This is a genomic window from Tetragenococcus koreensis (assembly GCF_003795145.1).
Lineage (GTDB): Bacteria > Bacillota > Bacilli > Lactobacillales > Enterococcaceae > Tetragenococcus > Tetragenococcus koreensis.
The window spans coordinates 201,632-223,098 of the sequence record NZ_CP027786.1; the positions used below are offsets into that span (position 1 = coordinate 201,632).

Genomic DNA, 21,467 nt, shown 5'->3' on the forward strand with positions numbered 1-21,467 from the left:
TGGAGGTGACAACGTGGAAGAAGTTGTAATCATTGATGCGTTAAGAACGCCCGTCGGTAAATATCGGGGTCGTTTAAGTCAATTATCAGCTGTGGAATTAGGAACAGCTGTGACCAAAGAACTTATCGATAAGAACCAAAAAGCGGCATCAGCAACCAAACAAGTCATTTTTGGTAATGTGTTACAAGCGGGCAATGGACAAAATCCAGCCAGGCAAATTACTTTAAATAGTGGGCTAGCTGAAGGTGTCTATGCCTCAACAATTAATGAGGTCTGTGGATCTGGAATGAAAGCTATTGCTTTAGCAGCACAAGCAATCCGATTAAACGAAGCTGAAGTAGTATTAGCTGGTGGCGTTGAAAGTATGAGTCAGGCACCTTATCTGAGTCGTTATGATCAACAAGAAGATACATATTCCCAGCCAAAACCAGTCATGCTTTCTGATGGCTTAACCGATGTTTTTAGTGGAAAACATATGGGACTTACCGCTGAAAATGTGGCGAATAAATTTAATATATCAAGAAAAATGCAGGACATATTTGCTCTGCGTTCGCAGGAAAAGGCAGCCTACGCTCAAGAAAACGGCTATTTCTCCGAAGAGATTCTACCGCTTCACATAGATGACGAAGTAGTGGAAAAAGATGAGGGCGTTAGAAAAGATACTTCTTTGGAAAAACTGGCACATTTAAAACCAGTATTTAAACCAGGTGGTACAGTGACGGCAGGAAATGCCTCAACGATCAATGATGGGGCTTCTGCAGTTATTCTCGCTTCAAAAAGCTTTGCTTTAGCAAATGATCTTTCCTATCTAGCAGTGCTTAAGGATGTGGTAGAAGTAGGAATCGATCCTAAAATTATGGGTGTTTCACCTGTTAAGGCCATCCATCAGTTATTTGAACGTAATTCTTTAAGCGTGGAAGAAATTGACCTTTTTGAAATCAATGAAGCTTTCGCTGCGTCTTCAATTGCTGTTCAACAGGAGTTAGGGATACCCGAAGAGAAAGTCAATCTTTGCGGCAGCGGTATTTCCCTCGGTCACGCAATTGGATCTACTGGTACGCGGATCATTACAACAGCTTGCCATCAATTAAACCGGATTGATGGACAGTATGCTGTTGTATCGCTATGTGTAGGCGGCGGGCTTGGATTAGCAGCTTTAATTGAACGGCCTAAAGAAAAAAAGACGTCGCGTTTTTATGAATTAACTAAACAAGAACGACTAGACACCTTAGTTTTCCAGCATAAAATTATGACTGAAACAGCTGACGAATTAAAACAAACGGCTTTGCCAGATAATATTGCGGAAAATTTGACGGAAAATCAAGTGAGTGAAATTTCTGTTCCTATGGGACTTTTAAAATCGATTGAGGTCAATCAAAAAGAATACTTAGTTCCTATGGCAACCGAAGAACCCTCTGTGGTCGCCGCTTGTAATAATGGCGCACAGCTAGCTCAAAAATTGGGCGGGTTTACTGCTACTATGGCTAAAAAAGAAATTCGTGGACAAATTGTATTAATGAATGTCAGTGATAAAAAAGAGTTGATTAAACAGATAAAAGAAAATGAGCCACTGATGATTTCTACCGCTGAAAAAGCGTATCCTTCCATTGTAAGACGTGGCGGGGGCGTAAGAAAAGTTGAAATTCGCGAGTTCGCTGAAGAACCTAGTTTTTTAAGTGTTGATTTACTTGTTGATACAAAAGATGCGATGGGCGCGAATATGTTAAATACGATGTTAGAAGCCGTTGCTACTCTTTTTAAGCAATGGTTCTCTGAAGAAATTTTGTTTAGCATTTTAAGCAATTATGCTACCGATGCTTTGGTAACGGCTGAATGTCAGGTTTCGTTTGCTAGTTTAGGAAAAGGTGATGCTACAAAAGGTGAGCAAATCGCTAAAAAAATTGCTGCTGCTTCGACTTTCGCACAAATTGATCCTTACCGAGCAGCAACCCATAATAAGGGAAGTATGAATGGAATCGACGCTGTTGTTCTTGCTACGGGAAATGACACCAGAAGTATTAATAGCGCTGTTCATGCGTATGCAGCAAGAAGCGGACAATACCGTGGTTTGAGCCAGTGGGAAGTTGAAGATGGGCATTTGAAAGGTTTCATTGAATTACCCTTGGCCGTTGCAACGGCTGGAGGAGCGACCAAAGCTTTACCTAAAGCACAAGCATCATTAGAAATGTTGGCAGTCAATGACGCTAAAGAATTAGCTGAAGTTATCGCAGCTGTAGGTTTGGCACAAAACTTGGCTGCGCTCAAAGCCTTAGTGAGTGAAGGCATTCAAAAAGGGCACATGGCATTACAAGCTCGTACATTAGCAATGAATGCCGGTGCTAAAGCTTCAGAAGTGCAAAAAGTAGCCACTAGGTTAAAAAGAACGCAGATGAACGAAGAAAATGCTCGTCAAATTTTACAAGACATTAGAAATCAAAAGGATTAAAAAAAGCGGCCAGAGATAATATTTCTCTGGTCGTTTATTAGCTAAAAGTAAGTAAAGAAATGATTTATTCCTCAATAATAAAAAATGAGTAAAGGAATAAGAAATCCTTACTCAATAAAACAATATTGAGTAAGGAAATCAGCTTTTTTTATTCAATAACGAGTAAAATACAGTTAAAATGGGTAAAATAAACGAAAAACAGTGAAAAATGAGGATAGAAATAACGATTTGTTCCTCAACAATAAAAAAATGAGTAAAGAAATAAGAAACCCTTACTCAATAAATCAGTATTGAGTAAGGAAAACTGTATCCATTACTCAATAAGAGGAAAAAATAAGATGAAGTCATTCTCCTTATTTACAAAACTACATACGGTTAATAATTTCGTCTACATTTTTGATGGTCACTGAAATTGTTCCGTCAGGGTTATTGATAAATTCGATTAACTCCGGATTACGATAAACAGTAAGCGGGACAACTAGCTCAATGCCGTTGGAAAGTTTTAGCTTTTGTTTGCCATATTTCTTTTCAGAAACTTCTCTTACTTCGCGCATCATTGGAGTTTGACTGGTCACTCCTTGTTCTTCGACTTCTTCTTCAAATGACATTTTCGCTGTAACATTATCTTTAAAAACTTGTTCAGCTACTTGTTTAGTATCGATTTGGCCATGTTCTTCGATTGTATCGTAAACTGCTTCTTTTACATCTGCTAACAGATCATAGCTAGGTGTATTGAATTTTTCGCCAATTTCTTCGGCTGTTTTTTTGATGACTTTGACATGGTCTTCTAAAGACGGAGCAGGCTGGGTTTCAATGACTTTATTGGAAAAATAATTCATTTTTTCTCCAGAAAAAGTATACTGTTTTTCAATGAGCTCGTAGGATAAATCGGCTAGATTAATGGTAATTCCTTCATCTGCTTTTTGAGATTTACCAGAAAGTATCGCCCGGTTAATTATGAGATCATTTTGGATTCCGTGTTCATTCGTGTCGACATAATGAGTGAATCCTTCGGTATATTTTACTTTCAAAAAAGCTACATACATACTTGTATCAAGTTCATATAACACCACGAAAACATCGCTGTCAGGAGCATCTTCACTTTGTTGATAAATTTCATACCAGCGCTTTACAAAAGTTTCGCTGAAATGAATAAAATCTTTTTCTGCTTGCTGGGTTAATTCAGCAATTTCGGAATCTTCTGCTAAAGTCCCTGTTTTGGTTTGCGAGGTGGCTAGTTTTTGGACCTTTTTGGTTAAATAATCTCGGATATATTCAGTACTTAAATCCAGCTCTACTTGCGAAAAGACCGGATCTCCTGATTTTCTATCAATGATGTGCATGATTGCTTGTTTTAAATAAATGTCCATAAATTTCTTCCTTTCATTTCCATTCTATAGTGTACAAAAAAATCGGCTGTGAAGGAAGCAAAATAATGAAAGTTGTTTATAGAAATGAAGTAATTTTTTACCAGAACTTGTTTTTGGTTACGAGTGAAAAGCGCCCTCGTTTTTGATTAGAACTTGGTGAAACGTCCAAATACAAGCGGAAAATGAGTTTAAATAAACGATTTCTGAACTTTTTCATGAAAATCACTGTTCAACGAACGGTTTTTTTCTTATAATCAAATAGTATTGAAAGGGGAACATTATGAAAAAGAAACAATTAGCAAAACTACAACAACAATTTCAACCATCTTTTAAATCTACGCAAGCCAAAGTATTTCATATGATGGAAAAGAAGATCGACGAAAGATATGGTTTTAAAATTGAAACATTTATGCAAAGTGAACGTCCAGATGAATTGATTATTCGCCGTTTGGATTTGGATCAAGGGGCAAAAGATAAAGAGATTAATATTCCTTTAGATGAGAACTTTACCGATGTGATTAAACGAATCCAGAACGGTGAAAAAAGTTTAGGAGAACTTTTTAGTGATAACTTAGCACAAGAAGTTGCTAGTTTTTGGCCATCAACAAAAGGACAACCACAAACAGAAAAAACAACGGTAAAACAAGGGAATACTGATGCAACTGAAAGTAGTTCAGAAGCAAGCGAGTCTATGAAATTTATCGCTTTCAAAAAAGCGATCGAAAACTACGCGAATTTTTACATTGAAACAGACAAGTCTCATTATCAAATCAAAGAACAAACAAAAACTGAGTCTCGTCTCCTAGCAACCATCTCAGTTCAATCGGAAAATGATTATACCATTGAGCCCGCATTAAATAGAAAATATAAATTGAAATTAGAGCTTATTCCACTTATCGAAGCGTTTGCTCAAACGCCTCTTGAAGATCGTTAAAAAGTCTGGGACATTAATCACTTTCCAGCGAGATTTGCGAAAAAATAACCAACCGTCCTTTGATTTTCCGTATTTTGTGACAAGGGCCTACCAAACATCTGTAGGAGCTATCCTACAGGTGTTCATGAAATTAACTTTGCTGGGGATTTTTCTTCCAGCTTTTTTTACTGTGAATTACGGTTAAGATTAAGTATAGCAACCTAAAACAAGTCCCGACCAAACAAATAGTAAAGGTATTTAAAAGAAAGATTGCTTTTTTTTTAAAGTTTTTATTTTTTTACCCTGTTTCGTAGACAGTCTATTGCAGGATATAGTAGGCTAATGCTTGATATAAAAAAGGTTGGATAGGTAAACTTATGAATAAAAAAAAGAAATCGATATTAAAAAAAGTGTTATTATTAGTTTCGATAATGATACTTACTTTAGGTGGCTATTATTTATATCGAAACTATCAAATTTTAAAACAGGTTCATCAATATGAAGAACAAGTGGAAAAAGCGGTACAAGAAGAAAATATTCCGCAGTATAGAGACTTAGTACTGGGCATTATTTTTACAGAAACTAAAGGTGAGCATAATGACCCTATGCAAAGTTCTGAAAGTACGGGGGGGTATCCTAATCAAATTGAGGAGTCACAAGAAAGCATCGAACAAGGTGTGGCTTTCTTAGCCACGGCGATTAAAAAAGCAGACGCTGAAGGCTGCGACCTGTGGACTGCTGTCCAAGCCTATAATTTTGGGCTAGACTACATCGACTATGTAGCTGAAAACGGCAAAACCAATCGTCTGGAATTGGCAGAACGCTATTCCAAAAATACGCTGTCTCCTGAACTGGGAAACAATGAGCAAACAAAATACCGTTATTTAAGTTATCAGTCAGTACTATACAATGGTGGGTATTTATACCATAATGGCGGAAATTTTTTCTATGCAGACCTGGTAAAAGCAAATGAGAAAAAAATAGAACAAACCAATTTTTTATTTTAAAAAGAAATGTGGGTAGGAGTGGAAGACTTAATGGAAAATGAGACACAGTCGGCAAAGGCTGGTACTAAAGATTGGATTTTGCGCTTTGTTAAAGGAATGTTTATCGGTTCTGGTTTTATTTTACCAGGAGTTTCTGGTGGCGCGTTAGCCGCGATTTTTGGTATTTACGAACGAATTATTAGCTTTTTAGCTCATATTACAAGAAACTTTAAAGAAAATGTCTTATTTTTTATTCCAGTTGGTTTAGGTGGTTTGACTGGCATATTCATATTATCTTTTGCGGTTAGTTTTTTATTGGGCTCTTACGCCAGTATTATTTTGTGGTTTTTTGTCGGTTGTATTGTAGGAACTGCTCCTGCTTTATGGAAAGAAGCTGGAAAAAAAGGGCGGTCCAACCGGGATTTAGTTATTTTAGTTGTTAGTTTTGTAGTAGCGACGATTTTTTTATGGAAAGGCTCTGGTTTATTTACCGAAGTTCCGCACAATATCTGGACCTGGATGATTGCCGGCTTTTTAATTGCTTTAGGCGTGATTGTTCCGGGGTTAAGTCCATCTAATTTTCTTGTTTATATGGGTATGTATAAAGCGATGGCAGACGGTTTTAAAAGCCTGGATCCCAGTGTAATCATACCTATCGGAATTGGCGGTATTATTACAGTTTTTAGTCTTTCTAAATTGATGGATTACATTTTCAGTAAGGCGTATCCGCAGTTATTTCATTTTATTATGGGCGTGGTCTTTGCTTCAACCATTATGATCATACCGACAGATTATGCTGACTTTGGCTTTATTGACTATAGTGCTTGTGTATTAATGTTAGGCCTAGGAGCACTTTTAGGTGCTTGGATGAGCCGTCTAGAAGAACGTTATAAATAAATAACAATTAACTGATTGCTGTGAGCAAAAAGTTTGTAAATTCTTGAGAATATGATACAATAGTATATGTAGAAAACTGTCTATTTATTAATCGCACTGATATGATGTTAGTGCGATTTTTTACCGATAGATCAGCTCATCTTACAACTCTAGGAGGTGAGTAAACGTGGCGAAAATACCGCAACAAGTGATTGATGATATTCGTGATAAAACGAATATCGTTGATGTTATTGGTCAATATGTGCAACTGAAAAAATCGGGTAGTAAAAATTATTCCGGGCTTTGTCCATTCCACAATGAAAAAACGCCATCGTTTTCTGTTGCTGAAGATAAGCAGTTTTATTATTGTTTCGGTTGCGGTCGTGGCGGAAATATTTTTTCTTTTATCCAGGAGATAGAAGGTCTTTCTTTCGTTGAGTCGGTGTTAAAAGTGGCTGAGATAGAAGGCATTGAGGTCTCTAAACAGTATCAAAACGTTGCAGTTGAAAATGAGACCAGTTCAAAACAACAACAGTTGATTCAATTGCATGAAAAAGCGGCCGAAGTTTATCATCATATGTTAGTTAATACAGCTATAGGTGAAGGGGCTCTTGATTATTTGCATAAAAGAGGGTTGAATGACCAGTTGATTGAAGAGTTTAACATTGGTTTTGCTCCTAATCAACGTGATTTTTTGGTCCGTGTGTTTCAAAACGAAGCATTGGATTCAAACATTTTTCCTGAATCCGGATTGTTTGTTGAACGAGAAAATGAAGAGTTAGTGGATCGCTTTTATCAACGGATTATGTTTCCTATTCGTAATTTTCAAGGGAAAACAGTTGGCTTTTCGGGTCGTTTTTTTGCAACGGAGGATTTCGACGATCAAGATCAACCCAAATATCTCAATTCCCCTGAAACAACACTGTTTAATAAACGTGAAATCTTATTTAATTTTGATAAGGCTCGTAGTGGTATAAGAAAAAGCGGTACTGTCTATTTATTTGAAGGATTTATGGATGTTTTGGCAGCTTACCGAACGGGGGTTACCAATGGGATTGCTTCAATGGGAACTAGCTTAACAAATGAGCAAATCACTGCGATTTCTCGTGTGGCACAAGAATTAGTCCTTTGTTATGATGGCGATCAAGCCGGCATTGCTGCAACGGATCGAGCAATCGGTCATTTACAAGAATCAAGTGGTATTGATTTATCGGTTGTAAGCGTTCCGGAAAATCTTGATCCAGATGAATACGTTAAAAAGTATGGGCAAGAGCCATTTGTTAAATTGCTCGAGCATGGCAAAGAAACTGTGTTTTCATTTAAAATGCATTACCGACGTATGAATAAAAATATGTCTAATGAAAAAGAACAGGTTGAATATGTGCAAGAACTGTTACATGATTTGCTGAATGTAGATTCTTTAATCGAACAAGATCGCTATTTAACGCAGTTGTCTACTGAGTTTCAAATATCACGAGAAACATTACAGCAACAATTGCGTGACTTAAAACGACAACGTCGAAATAAAGAAAAGGCGCCTGTGGCACCATCTAATACAGCGCCTGTCCAGGAAAGATCACAGGGTGGATCACGTAAAACACAAGTACAAAAAGCAGAAGAGTTGCTATTATACCGGTTGTTTAACGATGAAACACTTAACCAGCGTCTGAAACAAACACAAGTCGTATTTGCTCACGAAATTTATCAAGAGTTATATATGCTCTATGATGCTTATATAGAAAGCGAAGGTGAATTTGTTCTTGCTAAGTTTTTGGATTTTATAAAAGATGATCGTATGCGTAATATTGTTAGTACCATTGCTAGTTTGAATGTTCCAGAAGAAGGAAGCCAACAAGAGTTTCAAGACTTATTGTCGGTCATTCAAAGATCGAGTTTGGTTGAAGAAATTAATGATAAAAAGATCAAGCAGCAAGAGGCTAGTCAAAAAGGTAACCAACAATTAGAATTAGATTTAGCAATGGAAATTATAAACCTTACTAAAGAATTGAAACAAGTCAAATAGCAACATCGAAGGGAGTCTTCTTTTATGGCAGAAGAAACAAAAGTTAAATATGAACAAGCGGTTAAGGATTTTATTAAGCAAAATAAAACCAAAGGTCAAGTCGTTTATGACGAATTATCTAATGCATTAGCTACCCCTTATTCATTAGATGCTGAAAATATGGATAAATTAATCCAACAAGTTGAAGATGCTGGTATCAGCGTTGTTGATGAAAACGGTGAACCGTCATTACGTAGTTTAAAAACAACAGAAAAAGTTGAAAAAGAAAAACCTAAAGATGACCTATCTGCTCCTACAGGAGTAAAGATTAATGACCCTGTTCGTATGTACTTGAAAGAAATTGGTCGTGTTTCGTTATTAACAGCTGAAGAAGAAGTTGATTTAGCGCTAAAAATTGAAGAAGGCGACCAAGAAGCAAAACAACGCTTAGCAGAAGCCAACCTTCGTTTAGTCGTTAGCATTGCGAAACGTTATGTAGGACGTGGGATGCAATTTCTTGATTTGATTCAAGAAGGAAATATGGGCTTGATGAAAGCTGTAGAAAAATTTGATTATCGTAAAGGTTTCAAGTTCTCTACTTATGCAACTTGGTGGATTCGACAAGCAATTACACGTGCGATCGCCGACCAAGCAAGAACGATTCGTATTCCAGTTCACATGGTTGAAACGATCAATAAATTGATCCGTATCCAACGGCAATTACTGCAAGACTTAGGACGTGAACCAACGCCAGAAGAGATTGGTGCAGAAATGGATTTACCAACGGAAAAAGTTCGAGAAATTTTAAAAATCGCTCAAGAACCTGTTTCCTTGGAAACGCCGATTGGTGAAGAAGATGATTCTCATTTAGGTGATTTCATCGAAGACCAAGAAGCGACTAGCCCGGCTGATCATGCAGCTTATGAATTATTGAAAGAACAATTGGAAGACGTCTTAGATACCTTGACTGACCGTGAAGAAAATGTTTTGCGGCTACGTTTTGGTATTGATGATGGCCGTACTCGTACGTTAGAAGAAGTGGGTAAAGTCTTTGGCGTGACTCGCGAACGAATTCGTCAAATTGAAGCAAAAGCTTTACGGAAATTACGTCATCCATCTCGTTCAAAACAACTAAAAGATTTTCTAGAATAACCAGCAAAGACTTTTAAAGGTTTAATCGACTTTTAAAAGTCTTTTTTTGTATGCCACAATTTAAAACCAAAATTAAAGTAAGGCTAGGAGAACCTTAAGTAAAACATACACTTTCATGTTGGCTTACTCCCTTATTTGTGGTAAATTATTTTTTAGTAACGAAAAAGGAGTTCGAGTGAAAAGTGAATAAGAATTGTCCAAATTGCAGATTTGAACTAAATTCTGATCAAATTGTTTGTCCTAACTGTGGTGCTGATTTAGAAAATGCAGTAACGCAAAATAAAAATGATGATATTAATTGGTCTGAATATAAAGAAATTCCACTGGGTTCTGTAGCTGAGCATTTTTCAGAGATGCAAGATGACAATCCGAAAGCCCAAAATAATGGAAGTCAAGAAATAAAAGAACCAACCAGTTCTTTTGAAGAAATCAAGGACACAAGAGAAGATACTAAAGAGTATGTCAAACAAGAGTTGGCTAATGAACAAGAGCTGTATGATAATTCAATTCTCGCTACTTACATTAAGGGGTATAAAAAAGGGAAGGGCTTTGAGACGAATGAAACTATTGAAAAATTAATCGCCCAAGAAAAAGAAAATGCAGAGCTTTCAAATTCAGAAAAACAAGAAGTAGAGTCGGATACTAAAAACGATGAATCCTCTCCTATCCGAAAAGAACCAGCTGTCAAAATAAAAATGGTGGGGCCAGAATATGAAAAACAAACAGAACGCTCAGAACCAAAACAAACAACTGAAGAAGAAATAGATGAAGATGATTCAACGACTGATAAAGAAGCGGAAGATACACACGAGCAAAATTCTGTTGTGCAAACAGAAAATAATCGCAAGAAAAATAATTCAGTAAAATCTAAAAAGAGAAATTATATACTTACGGTAGCGATCTTACTCGTTATCACAGGCGGAGGCTTTGGCTATTACAGCCATAAACAACAAGTTGAGGCAGCCAAACAAGAAGAATTGCAAACAGAAAGTAAGCTGATTGCTATTGCTCAAAAGCTAGATGATTTTTATACGAATGATGAACAGCAATTTATTCAAAGTAGTAAAACTTCTGAGGATTTGTCAGAAATTAATAACCAGTTGCAGGACTATTCTGAAGAAAAAGGATATGCTGCTTTAGCTAAGAAAAGTAAAGATATTGAGGAAAAATTGGCGGTTACCAATGAACTTAACAGCTATTTTAGTTACCCTATTCTAGTAGATGATGCTTTGCAAAAAGATGTGCATATTAAAGATGGCAACGATGTCGAAATGACGCCTTTGACAATAGATGATACATTCTCTAATACGATAAATCAGGCAATTCAACAAGGAAAAGATGAACATCAAGCACTTGATAAAGCAGACAAACAAGTAAAAGCACTAATTGCTTCTTACCATAATGGTCAACTGAAAGATTCTGCCAGTCGTAAAGACTATGAAACCGCAGAAAAAACTGTAAGCGAACTTTATGACAGTGAGGAAAAAGAACAGCTATTGGCTGAACTAACTCCGATAGAAGAAGCCTTGACCACACGTGAAGAAAAAGAAAAGGCTGAGAAAGAACAGCAAGAAAAAGCTAAAGAAAAAACGGCAAAACAACAAACGGAATCTTCGGAAGAATCAGATTCTAATGGTGATTTGCAAGCGGCTGAAACAAATCAAGATAATCAGCCGGTCATGTCTTCAAGGAAAAGCGATATTGAAGATAAAAATAATGACGCTTGGGACTGGGCTCCGGGTGTTCGTGATAAAGTGATTAATGAATGTATTAGGCGAGGCTACATCGTTGAAGGCGGCTATACTTTAGAACCGGCCAGAATCGAAAATGGAGAAGGTTACTATAACCTCTATGCTACAAACAATCAGTCCAAATTACTAAAAGGGATCGGTAAATCAGCTTTTCCTATGTATATTGTGACGATTAACGCAAAAACTGGCGTTTTCCGTGGAAACGGAAATAATTAAAAACATACTTGTTTCCCCCTTTTAGTTTCGATATGATATTAGGAAAATACAATTCGAAACTAAAAGGGGGGCTTTTCTTTGGAAGAAGCAAAATATGAAACATTTTTAGACGGCGTAAAAGCCTGCGTGCCTACAATTTTAGGCTATCTGGGAATCGGATTTGCTTTAGGCGTTGTGGGCAAGGGCGTGGGATTATCCGTTTTTGCCATTTTTTTAATGTCTGTGATTGTTTATGCTGGGAGTGCCCAATTCATTATTTGTGGTTTGTTGGCGATTCAAGCACCGATCACTTCTGTTGTAGCAACGGTTTTTCTAGTAAATTTGCGTCATTTTTTAATGAGTCTTTCTGTAGCGCCTTATTTTCGCCGGGCTTCATTGTTAGAAAATGTTGGCATTGGTTCGCTATTAACTGATGAGTCTTATGGCGTTTTAACAATGGCACTGAAAAAAGTAGGAAAAGTAAGCGTTGCTTGGACGAATGGTTTAAATATTTGTGCTTATTTAACCTGGACTTTAGCAACGGTATTAGGCGCTTTATTAGGCAATTTTATACCAGAGCCAGAAACTTTTGGGCTAGATTTTGCTTTGGTAGCGATGTTTTTGGGCCTTTTTTTATTTCAAGTCGAGCTCCCATTAAAAACAAAAACCAAACAGACGATTATTGTCCTGTTAAGTGTTATTGTTGTATTATATCTGCTTATGTGGTTGACAACGCCTGAAATTGCGGTCATTATTGCAGCGTTAATAGGCTGTTTTGTGGGGGTGGCAACGCATGATAAGTACTGAATACCTATATTTAATGCTAGGCTGCTTCTTGGTTACCTGGATCCCTCGGGTTTTGCCTTTTGCTTTTGCTAAAAAAATGCATTTTCCTGCGAAATTCCGACTATTTCTTGATTATTTGCCTTTATGTATTTTAACTGCTTTACTGGTGCAAAACTTATTGAGCGTTCCTACTGGTAGAGCTCCTATATTAAATGTTCCTGAAACACTTGCGTGTATTCCTGCTTTAATCGTAGGAATTTATACAAAAGATTTGATGAAAATTGTGATCACAGGTATTATAGCAATAGCACTTATTCGTTTTTTTGTTTAAAGGAGAAAAATTTATGAATGAACTGATCGCTTCCGTTTTTACGGGACTAATTACTGATGAAAATGAACATTATTATTTTGTTCAAAAAAATGGACAAACTTTTAAGTTAAATAAAGAAGAAGGTAGCTATGATTTAGGAGAAGCTGTTGAAGGTTTTGGCTACTTGAATCAAAAACAAGAAGCAGTACTTACTACTGAAATTCCTAAAATAAGAAAAGGACACTATGCTTTTGCTCCAGTAACTGAAATCCGACGCGATTTAGGCGTGTTTGTCGATATTGGTTTGCCAGATAAGGATATCGCAATTTCCTTGGATGAACTTCCTACGATGCATGAATTATGGCCCAAAAAGGGTGACCGTTTAATGATTGCTTTACGAGTAGATAAAAAAGATCGCATTTGGGGTTCGTTAGCAGAAGAAAAAAATTACCAATCATTGAAAAAAATTGCGAATGAGAAAATGAAAAATAAAAATATCGCAGGAACCGTTTATCGTCTAAAATTAGTGGGCACTTATCTATTAACAGATGATTATTATATCGGCTTTATTCATCCTTCAGAACGGTATACGGAGCCTCGTCTCGGCGAACATGTTGCGGGTCGGGTAATCGGGGTGCGTCCTGATGGCGTATTAAATATTTCTTTGAAACCTAGAGCTTATGAGGCAATTCCTGATGATGCAGCAATGATTTATGCTTATTTAAAACAAAAACCTGAGCAAGAAATGCCTTATACGAATAAAACGTCACCAGAAGAAATTAAAAAATTATTTGGCATTAGCAAAGCACAATTTAAACGAGCATTGGGAAGATTGATGAAACAAGGGTTAATTACCCAAGAAAATGGCGTAACCAAAATAATCAAAAATTCCAATTGAGAAAGCTTGTCTATTTCCTCTTTCTATTTTATAATCATTTTAAAGTTCCCTTAGATAATCAATGTTCAAATTATAATTATTATAATTAATAAATGGTGGAGGTTACTATGAATACTGGTGAAGCGTTGAAAAAAACCAAAAAACAGCTCCACGAGTCAGGTTTTAAATTGACTCCGCAAAGAGAAGCGACGTTGCTGGTTTTGTTGGAAAATGAAAGAGATCATTTATCTGCTGAAGAGATTTTTTTCTTTGTGAAACAAAAAAATCCAGATATCGGCTTGGCTACGGTGTATCGCACATTAGAAATTTTAGTTGATTTAAAAATTGTAGATAAAGTTAGCTTTGATGATGGCGTTTCACGTTATGATCTTAGAAAAGAAGGAGCCAAGCATTTTCACCACCATTTGCTTTGCCTTGAATGCGGGAGCATTGAAGAGATTGATGAAGACTTGCTAGGTAATGTCGAAGAAATTGTTGAAGAACGGTTTCATTTTATTGTAAAAGACCATCGCTTAACATTTCATGGAATTTGCCAAAGTTGTCAAAATAAACCTAAAGAAAGCTGAAGTTCAGCTTTCTTTTTTTGCTGTTTTACACTTTATTCTCATCAATGTCTAAGTGCAAGAATAGGATTAGGAAAGTAAGATAAAGATGAAAATAGATTGTACAAGCATAGGAAACGAATTACTTATTGAAGAATTGATCTGCGTTTGTATTTTTAATGAGAAACAAGCAATGCAAAGTGTTAATTTTTACCAAATTGATTGCAGTTTGTGTTTGTTTTGTGAGATAATTCAAAAGCAGACGAAGAAGGTGGAAAATGAATGGACGAACAAGTAATGGAATATTTACACTACCTTTTGATTGAACGGGGACTTTCGGATAATACGCGGAAGAGCTATCAACATGATTTAGATCAGTACCTAGCTTTTTTACATAATGAAGAAATTAAGGATTGGCAAAGCGTGGACCGTTTTACTATTGTTGCTTTTTTACAGTTCTTACAAGAAGAAAATAAATCTGCAGCTACTATAACACGGATGGTAACTAGTCTGCGGCGTTTTCATCAGTTTCTTCGACAAGAACGTTTCGTGGACCATGATCCCATGCAACATATTGAATCACCAAAAAAAAGACAAAAGCTACCGGATACGCTGAATGTCAATGAAGTCGAACGTTTAATTGAAACTCCTGATACTAAAAAAGTATTAGGCATACGTGACCGTGCGATTTTAGAAGTAATGTATGCAACTGGGATGCGTGTGAGCGAACTTATTGGCGTAAAATTAAATGACTTACATTTAAGCATGGGATTGTTACAGACAACCGGAAAGGGCGATAAAGAACGAATTGTCCCTTTAGGAGATATTGCTATCCAATGGATAGAAACTTATCTGGATGAAGCGCGTCCTTTGTTATGTCAAAAACATCCAGAAGAAGAGCATTTATTTGTCAATGGCCACGGAACGGGGCTCTCTAGGCAAGGGATTTGGAAAAATCTAAAAGCCTTAGTTTTAAAAGCAGGGATTATGAAGAACGTTACCCCACATACATTGCGCCATAGTTTCGCGACCCATTTATTGGAAAATGGTGCTGACCTTCGAACGGTACAAGAGCTTTTGGGACACGCTGATATTTCTACCACACAAATTTACACACACATCACCAAAAAAAGAATGGCTGATGTATATAAACAATATTTTCCACGTGCTTGATTTTTTTCAAGGGCGTAGATTTATGGGTGAGGAGCAACCATGCAAGAAATAAATTTGAAGTTGGATGTATTTGAAGGACCCTTAGATTTATTGTTACATCTGATAAAAACCTTAGAAATAGATATTTACGACATTCCGATCGCACAAGTTACTGATCAGTATATGAACTATATTCATGCAATGAAAACGTCACAATTGGAAGTAGCAGGAGACTATCTTGTTATGGCGGCAACGTTGATGTCAATTAAAAGTCAAATGCTTTTACCTAAACAAGAATTAGAAGAAGACGATGATATCTATGAAGAGGATCCTCGTGAAAGTTTGGTCGCACAATTATTAGAATATCGAAAATATAAATACGCTGCTCAACAACTTTCAGAAAAAGCAGAAGAACGAAGCTATTATTTTACTAAAGAGCCTATGGATATGGACGAGTATAAAGACGAAGATACATCACTTGAAAAAGAGCAGTTTAATACGATTGATTTATACCTTGCTTTTCAGTCGATGCTAGAAAAAAAGAAAAAAAGGAAAGTTCTTAAAACAACCATTGCGGCGGACGAAACTAGCATTGACGACAAAATGCGTACAATGGAAAGACAGCTTTATCAACGAGCAAACGCGGGTGAAGGGTATTTGTTAGATTCTTTTATGGATAACTTTGAAACAAGTGAAATTGTGGTGACATTTATCGCTTTATTAGAATTGGTAAAGAGTCGAAAAGTGAATGTAGCGCAAAGTGCGAATTACAAAGATATTCTACTTTACCCAGTATACGAAGGACAAGGAGGTCGTTTGGATGGATAATATGGGAGAATTGGAAGCTCTGCTTTTTGTCGCAGGGGACGAAGGCGTACGTCTAGAAGAATTAAGCTTTCTGATCGGAGAGCCAGCGCCTAAAATTTATCAGTTGATTCAAACATTGAGTGAAAAATATCAAGAAGATTCGCAATCGTCCTTAAATATCCTTGAGGTAGGCAATTCTTTTGTTTTAACTGCCAAAAAAGAGTATGCTCCTATTTTAAAAAAGTATGCCAAATCGCCTATAGCTAACCGTCTTTCACAGGCGGCACTTGAAACGTTATCGATTATCGCTTACAAACAACCGATTACTCGGATGGAAGTCGATGATATAAGAGGTGTTCAATCTTCTGGTTCTGTGCAAAAATTGACAACCAATCGCTTGATTGAAGAAAAAGGACGTGTTGAAGGTCCTGGTAGAGCTATTTTGTATGGAACAACAGAGTATTTTATGGATTATTTTGGTTTAAAATCAATTCAAGAATTACCTGATATTCAAGCTATGGAAGAAGAGTTATCAGCTGATATACCGCTTGATTTATATGCCGATCGTTACGAAGAACCAACAGAAGAAAGAGGAGAAAATTAAATGCAACGATTACAAAAAGTGATTGCCCATGCTGGTATAGCTTCTAGAAGAAAAGCTGAAAATTATATCACACAAGGCCGCGTCAAAGTTAACGGCGAAGTAGTGAAGGAACTAGGCGTGCAAGTATCTAAAAAAGACCAAATTGAAGTTGATCAGGTGCCTATTTATCAAGAAGAACCTGTTTATTTCATGTTTTATAAACCACGCGGCGTTATTTCCGCGGCTTCAGACGATAAAAAACGTACAGTGGTAACGGATTACTTTACAGAAGTCAGCCAACGAATTTATCCGATTGGGCGCTTAGACTATAACACTTCTGGTTTGCTGCTTTTGACCAATGACGGTGACGTTTCACAAAAATTGATGCATCCCAAACATGAAGTAGATAAAGTTTATGTGGCTAAAGTCAATGGCGTTGCTACAAATAAAAAATTATTGCCAGTTACCAAAGGAATGAAGATCGAAGGCAAAAATTTAGCGCCTGCAAAGTTCTTAATTTTATCAACGGATGCCAAGACGCAAACAAGTATTGTGCAGCTGACGATCCATGAAGGACGAAATCATCAGGTAAAAAATATGCTAAAAGCTTGTGGTTTTCCAGTTGAAAAACTAAAGCGGGAACGCTATGGTAATTTAACATTAGAAAATTTGAAACCAGGGGATTATCGCGAGTTACACAAAAATGAAATCAACCGATTATTAGAAGAAACAAAAATAAAATAGTTGAAATTATTATCCGTTCATGTATAATTAAGTTGTAAAAAAATAATAAAGGTTCGTCTTCAGGGGCAGGGTGCAATTCCCGACCGGTGGTAAAAGTCCACGAGCTGCTTAATGTAAGTAGCTGATTCGGTGTGAATCCGATACCGACAGTACAGTCTGGATAAAGAAGATAGAGCATATTTGGTTTATCTGACTTCTGATAGTTCAAATACTCTATTCTCCCTTGGGAAAATAGAGTATTTTTTTATTACCAAAAGACAGAAAAATGAATAGGTTCAATTGAAGATGAGTCCTTGTACTAGGAGGATTTATATGCATAGTAATGCAAGAAAAATGGTGGCAGTAGCAATGTTTGCGGCAATGGGATTAGTGTTACAGTATATCGCGTTCCCAGTTATGCCCGCTTTTGGTTTTTTGAAAATTGATTTTAGTGATGTTCCGGTTATTTTAAGTATGTTTTTATTTGGACCAGCAAGTGGTATTTTGACCGCTTTCCTTCGTTCATTTTTACATATGATAACGACAGGACTAGCGCCGCAAAACATCGTAGGTGATGTAGCCAGCTTTTTAGCAACCACTCTTTATTGTTTACCCGTTTATTATTTCTTTAATAAAGGTGCGAACTTACGTAATAAAATTTTAGGTACTCTTTTAGGGATACTTTCTATGACCTTATTTATGAGTGTAGCCAATTATTTTGTAATTACACCATTATATTTGAGATTTTTCCAACTATCGGTAACTGAGATGTTAGGAATGCCGTTAGCTAATTATGTAGTCCTTGGAATTTTGCCATTTAATTTAATTAAAGGTGGACTGGTGAGTGCTGTGTTCTTAGTATTACATGCTAAACTACTTCCCTGGATTAGTAGAAAACAACGCCATTCAACATCTCATTCAACAATGATTAAACATTAAAAACAAGGGTTAAAACCTGTAAGCTTTAGACAAGCTAGTAAACGAAAAATCACCAGTTAAACAAAATTTTGTTTAGCTGGTGATTTTCATTTATTTGTCAGTAAGAAAAGAAGTCGTTCATACTTTCCTTGTTCTCAAGAAACATCAAGGGACGCTTTCAAAATGTCCCTTGATGTTTTCGAAAGTATTACTTATTTTTAAACATGTTGTGGTGCTACCCTTGCAATCAAATGTCATTTTCGAAAAGTAGTCACCCTAATCAAAAAAGGTTACTAAAGAAAATTTTATCTCTAGCCCATTTAATGGCGGAAAATTTCGTGTATAATCAATATAGAGTTATTTTTCCAATAAGATAGCTCTTACCGGGCATTGTTTATAAGCTTCAATGACAGCTCCCTGGTCTTTAGCAGGAATGAATTGCTGATTTGCTTCAGGTTCTTGTGCAAACAGAACAATGCCGTTATCGTCATAATCAAAAATTTCTGGCGCGTATAACGCACATAAACCACAAGCGATGCAGCGTTCAGGCACAATTTTACATAATCGAGACATTTGTTCACATTCTTTCTGGAGGTTATATGGACGAATTTATTTTATCGTTGTTTATGGCAAATGACAAGTTGAAAAAAACCACGCTTTACCAGATCTTAGTTGGCAAACATACGACCTCTGTTCTAAGCTATGCTTACTTTTATGATCTCTTGCCTTTTTTCTCCGTTTTGCCAACTTTAGACGAAGCAGAATTTTATCGGAAATTAGAAGATTTAACCAACCAAGGATGGTTAAAAGAAGAGCAGCAGCAATTAAGCATAGTGAAAAAGGAATCGGAGACGAGTTTACTACAAATTCCCACGTTTCAATCGCTGAATTTCTTTAAATTCGGTAGAAAGGAAGAAGTATGTTGGCGATCTGTTCGTTTTTTGTTACAAGCAGCTTCCTTTTTAGGGAAAGAAACAACGTATGTACCACTAGAAAATGCACCAATCTATACAGAACGAGTACGAACGTTTATCCATCAGTATAAAGGCGATTTGCCGAGTAGGCTATATCAAGAAGTAACAGAAATATTCCAGAATTTGTCCAAAGAGCACGCTGATCTGCTAGCTCAAACACTTTCAGGCTACCAACAAGAAGGAGAAGCCTTTTTTCAACTGACCCCCGATAAATATGGAGCGTTTCCTTGGCCGTCTTTATACAAATCAGCAGCGATTCATCACTTTTTAGCTCAAGTTACTAGTCATTCTGAACAACTATTATATAAATTTTTGCTTCCGCTGCTTTTACAAAATTATAATCAAAGTATGCTTCAAACACGTAAGTTGATCCAACAAGGAAGTAGCATTGATGAGGTAATGCAACAGCGAAAGTTAAAAAGAGGGACCATTCAAGATCATCTGATAGAATGGGCTTTGGCAGATTCAGAGTTCCCCTTTACAAACTTTTTATCGCCAAAAACGCAAAAAAAATTAAAACAGTTGCCTATGAATTCATTTACTTATCCGTTTAAAGAACTCGAAGAAACGTTTGATGCAACGTTTTTAGAAATTCGTCTCTATCAAATATGGAGGAAGAAAGCCACGCTATGTTAGAAGAAGCATTATATCGTTATTTTCATTATAAGCAATTTCGCCCGGGGCAAAAAGAAGCCATCTCATCGTTATTGCAGGGCAAAGATACTTTAGCTGTGCTTCCAACAGGGACAGGTAAAAGCCTTTGTTATCAACTTCCTGCTTACCTAAAGGAGGGGACAATATTAATTGTTACACCATTGATTTCCTTAATGGAAGATCAACTTTCTTCTTTACAAAAATATGGTGAAAAACGTGGCGTTATTCTAAACGGAAATTTAAATGAACAAGATAAAATGTATATTTTAGAACACCTTATGAACTATAAATTTGTTTTTTTAAGTCCAGAAATGCTGATGCAAGAAAAAATTCTATCTCGCTTACAGCTTGTTGAGATTGCCTTATTTGTGGTTGATGAAGCCCATTGTATTTCCCAGTGGGGAATTGATTTTCGTCCTGAGTATCGGAATTTGAAACAAGCAAAAAAACGGTTGGGAAATCCGATAACTTTAGCTTTGACTGCTACAGCTACCAATGAGGTCAAAGAAGAGATCAAAACAGTATTGCTTAACCAGAATACAGATGAGTATTATGATTCTGTTGATCGACCCAACATTTCTTTATCTGTAATTCAGTCAAAAGCAAAATTAGCTGATTTGAAAAAAATACTGACAAATGCTAAAGGGTCAGTTCTTATCTACTGTGCAACCAGAAAAAAAGTGGAAGAACTGTATTATCAATTAAAAAATAAATATACTATTGGCTATTATCATGGTGGTTTAGACAGTAGCCAAAGAAGACTTTTGCAGCAACAATTTATCAACGACCAGCTACAGTTTCTCGTTTGTACCAATGCGTTTGGTATGGGAGTTGATAAGCCCGATATCCGGACAGTCATCCATTATGAGCTACCAGATAGTATGGAGAACTATATGCAAGAAATTGGGCGAAGTGGACGGGATCAAAAACCTAGCGATGCGATTCTTTTATATCAATCAAAAGACGAGAAAATCCATTACTTTATGCAGCAACAGGCTCAGCAAGAACGGGAGCTTTTTGAATTTCGCTTAGAACAGAAACAACTAATAAATTTAACAGAACTACAAGAAAAGTGGTTGCGACAGATAAAAATTTCGGGAAAAGATTTTTTCTTAGCTCAACTAAGGCAAAATGAGACAGAGAAACAGAAAAAGCTTGAACAAATGCTTGGATATGTCCGGTATAACGGATGTCGCCGAGAATTTTTATTAAAATATTTTGGTGAAACATTGACAGAAGTTCCTGATAGATGTTGTGATTTTCATGGCATATCAAATACATCAATCGAAGTAAAAAACTTTAATTTTTCAGCAGAAAGAATGCATTGGCAAGATATTTTACTAAAAATGTTTAAAGAAGAAAAATGACAGCGATTTTGGAAGACATAAACGGATAACCTATGGTATAATACAGCGGAAAGATAGTGAGT

General features: G+C 36.5%; 20 protein-coding genes and 1 riboswitch. Of the genes, 18 read left to right on the forward strand and 2 right to left on the reverse strand.

Features of this window, described 5'->3' with window-relative positions:
* The first annotated feature begins 13 nt into the window (after positions 1–13).
* Positions 14–2,446 carry a hydroxymethylglutaryl-CoA reductase, degradative gene (locus C7K43_RS01055; RefSeq protein WP_124005140.1) on the forward strand — a complete coding sequence of 811 codons (2,433 nt, stop codon included), beginning with the start codon at positions 14–16 and terminating at the stop codon, positions 2,444–2,446.
* A gap of 365 nt (positions 2,447–2,811) precedes the next feature.
* Here the strand turns inward: C7K43_RS01055 and C7K43_RS01060 are convergent, their stop codons facing one another.
* Entirely contained in the window at positions 2,812–3,816 is a 1,005-nt protein-coding gene (locus C7K43_RS01060) for a nucleoid-associated protein (protein WP_124005141.1), read from the reverse strand.
* A 280-nt stretch (positions 3,817–4,096) separates the two neighbouring features.
* Between C7K43_RS01060 and C7K43_RS01065 the strand changes: the two genes are divergently transcribed.
* From C7K43_RS01065 to C7K43_RS01135, 15 genes are all read left to right on the forward strand, one after another.
* Positions 4,097–4,750 carry a hypothetical protein gene (locus C7K43_RS01065; RefSeq protein WP_124005142.1) on the forward strand — a complete coding sequence of 218 codons (654 nt, stop codon included), beginning with the start codon at positions 4,097–4,099 and terminating at the stop codon, positions 4,748–4,750.
* A 356-nt stretch (positions 4,751–5,106) separates the two neighbouring features.
* Entirely contained in the window at positions 5,107–5,736 is a 630-nt protein-coding gene (locus tag C7K43_RS01070; RefSeq protein WP_124005143.1) for a lysozyme family protein, read from the forward strand.
* A 30-nt stretch (positions 5,737–5,766) separates the two neighbouring features.
* The gene (locus C7K43_RS01075; protein WP_124005144.1) at positions 5,767–6,612 is read left to right on the forward strand and encodes a DUF368 domain-containing protein; all 846 of its coding nucleotides are present in this window, start codon (positions 5,767–5,769) and stop codon (positions 6,610–6,612) included.
* A 166-nt stretch (positions 6,613–6,778) separates the two neighbouring features.
* Positions 6,779–8,614: a DNA primase gene (gene dnaG / locus C7K43_RS01080; protein WP_124005145.1), complete on the forward strand. Its 1,836-nt coding sequence runs from the start codon at positions 6,779–6,781 to the stop codon at positions 8,612–8,614.
* 24 nt (positions 8,615–8,638) lie between these two features.
* Positions 8,639–9,745: an RNA polymerase sigma factor RpoD gene (gene rpoD / locus C7K43_RS01085; protein WP_124005146.1), complete on the forward strand. Its 1,107-nt coding sequence runs from the start codon at positions 8,639–8,641 to the stop codon at positions 9,743–9,745.
* Between the two features lie 182 nt (positions 9,746–9,927).
* The gene (locus tag C7K43_RS01090; protein WP_124005147.1) at positions 9,928–11,712 is read left to right on the forward strand and encodes a cell division site-positioning protein MapZ family protein; all 1,785 of its coding nucleotides are present in this window, start codon (positions 9,928–9,930) and stop codon (positions 11,710–11,712) included.
* A gap of 78 nt (positions 11,713–11,790) precedes the next feature.
* Positions 11,791–12,498: an AzlC family ABC transporter permease gene (locus C7K43_RS01095; RefSeq protein WP_124005148.1), complete on the forward strand. Its 708-nt coding sequence runs from the start codon at positions 11,791–11,793 to the stop codon at positions 12,496–12,498.
* On the forward strand, positions 12,485–12,808 hold the full coding sequence (locus C7K43_RS01100; RefSeq protein WP_124005149.1) for an AzlD domain-containing protein: 324 nt from the start codon (positions 12,485–12,487) through the stop codon (positions 12,806–12,808). Before C7K43_RS01095 ends, C7K43_RS01100 begins: the two co-directional genes overlap by 14 nt.
* A gap of 13 nt (positions 12,809–12,821) precedes the next feature.
* Positions 12,822–13,685 (forward strand): CvfB family protein, encoded by an 864-nt coding sequence (locus tag C7K43_RS01105; RefSeq protein WP_124005150.1) that lies wholly within the window; start codon positions 12,822–12,824, stop codon positions 13,683–13,685.
* A gap of 107 nt (positions 13,686–13,792) precedes the next feature.
* The gene (fur, locus tag C7K43_RS01110; RefSeq protein ID WP_124005151.1) at positions 13,793–14,251 is read left to right on the forward strand and encodes a ferric iron uptake transcriptional regulator; all 459 of its coding nucleotides are present in this window, start codon (positions 13,793–13,795) and stop codon (positions 14,249–14,251) included.
* Between the two features lie 258 nt (positions 14,252–14,509).
* Positions 14,510–15,400, forward strand: a complete 891-nt coding sequence (gene xerD / locus C7K43_RS01115; RefSeq protein ID WP_124005152.1) for a site-specific tyrosine recombinase XerD — start codon at positions 14,510–14,512, stop codon at positions 15,398–15,400.
* A 39-nt stretch (positions 15,401–15,439) separates the two neighbouring features.
* Complete coding sequence (locus C7K43_RS01120) at positions 15,440–16,207, forward strand: segregation/condensation protein A (RefSeq protein ID WP_124005153.1); 768 nt, start codon at positions 15,440–15,442, stop codon at positions 16,205–16,207.
* Positions 16,200–16,790: an SMC-Scp complex subunit ScpB gene (gene scpB / locus C7K43_RS01125; protein ID WP_124005154.1), complete on the forward strand. Its 591-nt coding sequence runs from the start codon at positions 16,200–16,202 to the stop codon at positions 16,788–16,790. Before C7K43_RS01120 ends, scpB begins: the two co-directional genes overlap by 8 nt.
* Positions 16,791–17,513 (forward strand): pseudouridine synthase, encoded by a 723-nt coding sequence (locus C7K43_RS01130; RefSeq protein ID WP_124005155.1) that lies wholly within the window; start codon positions 16,791–16,793, stop codon positions 17,511–17,513.
* A 51-nt stretch (positions 17,514–17,564) separates the two neighbouring features.
* Positions 17,565–17,688, forward strand: a riboswitch (FMN riboswitch).
* A gap of 137 nt (positions 17,689–17,825) precedes the next feature.
* A complete protein-coding gene (locus C7K43_RS01135; protein ID WP_124005156.1) occupies positions 17,826–18,431 on the forward strand; it encodes an ECF transporter S component in 606 nt (201 codons plus the stop codon).
* Between the two features lie 336 nt (positions 18,432–18,767).
* Here the strand turns inward: C7K43_RS01135 and C7K43_RS01140 are convergent, their stop codons facing one another.
* On the reverse strand, positions 18,768–18,983 hold the full coding sequence (locus C7K43_RS01140) for a ferredoxin (protein ID WP_124005157.1): 216 nt from the start codon (positions 18,981–18,983) through the stop codon (positions 18,768–18,770).
* A gap of 26 nt (positions 18,984–19,009) precedes the next feature.
* Between C7K43_RS01140 and C7K43_RS01145 the strand changes: the two genes are divergently transcribed.
* Positions 19,010–20,020, forward strand: coding sequence for a helix-turn-helix domain-containing protein (locus C7K43_RS01145; protein WP_124005158.1), 1,011 nt, complete (start codon positions 19,010–19,012; stop codon positions 20,018–20,020).
* The gene (locus C7K43_RS01150) at positions 20,014–21,405 is read left to right on the forward strand and encodes a RecQ family ATP-dependent DNA helicase (protein WP_124005159.1); all 1,392 of its coding nucleotides are present in this window, start codon (positions 20,014–20,016) and stop codon (positions 21,403–21,405) included. The genes C7K43_RS01145 and C7K43_RS01150 overlap by 7 nt, the downstream gene beginning before the upstream one ends.
* Positions 21,406–21,467 lie beyond the last annotated feature (62 nt).

Excerpts from the sequence above, each read along its gene's own strand:
- C7K43_RS01060 (WP_124005141.1), bottom strand. The coding sequence starts at position 3,816 with ATGGACATTTATTTAAAACAAGCAATCATGCACATCATTGATAGAAAA.
- C7K43_RS01065 (WP_124005142.1), top strand. The coding sequence starts at position 4,097 with ATGAAAAAGAAACAATTAGCAAAACTACAACAACAATTTCAACCATCT.
- C7K43_RS01070 (WP_124005143.1), top strand. The coding sequence starts at position 5,107 with ATGAATAAAAAAAAGAAATCGATATTAAAAAAAGTGTTATTATTAGTT.
- C7K43_RS01075 (WP_124005144.1), top strand. The coding sequence starts at position 5,767 with ATGGAAAATGAGACACAGTCGGCAAAGGCTGGTACTAAAGATTGGATT.
- rpoD (WP_124005146.1), top strand. The coding sequence starts at position 8,639 with ATGGCAGAAGAAACAAAAGTTAAATATGAACAAGCGGTTAAGGATTTT.
- C7K43_RS01100 (WP_124005149.1), top strand. The coding sequence starts at position 12,485 with ATGATAAGTACTGAATACCTATATTTAATGCTAGGCTGCTTCTTGGTT.
- C7K43_RS01105 (WP_124005150.1), top strand. The coding sequence starts at position 12,822 with ATGAATGAACTGATCGCTTCCGTTTTTACGGGACTAATTACTGATGAA.
- fur (WP_124005151.1), top strand. The coding sequence starts at position 13,793 with ATGAATACTGGTGAAGCGTTGAAAAAAACCAAAAAACAGCTCCACGAG.
- xerD (WP_124005152.1), top strand. The coding sequence starts at position 14,510 with ATGGACGAACAAGTAATGGAATATTTACACTACCTTTTGATTGAACGG.
- C7K43_RS01120 (WP_124005153.1), top strand. The coding sequence starts at position 15,440 with ATGCAAGAAATAAATTTGAAGTTGGATGTATTTGAAGGACCCTTAGAT.
- scpB (WP_124005154.1), top strand. The coding sequence starts at position 16,200 with ATGGATAATATGGGAGAATTGGAAGCTCTGCTTTTTGTCGCAGGGGAC.
- C7K43_RS01130 (WP_124005155.1), top strand. The coding sequence starts at position 16,791 with ATGCAACGATTACAAAAAGTGATTGCCCATGCTGGTATAGCTTCTAGA.
- C7K43_RS01135 (WP_124005156.1), top strand. The coding sequence starts at position 17,826 with ATGCATAGTAATGCAAGAAAAATGGTGGCAGTAGCAATGTTTGCGGCA.
- C7K43_RS01140 (WP_124005157.1), bottom strand. The coding sequence starts at position 18,983 with ATGTCTCGATTATGTAAAATTGTGCCTGAACGCTGCATCGCTTGTGGT.
- C7K43_RS01145 (WP_124005158.1), top strand. The coding sequence starts at position 19,010 with ATGGACGAATTTATTTTATCGTTGTTTATGGCAAATGACAAGTTGAAA.
- C7K43_RS01150 (WP_124005159.1), top strand. The coding sequence starts at position 20,014 with ATGTTAGAAGAAGCATTATATCGTTATTTTCATTATAAGCAATTTCGC.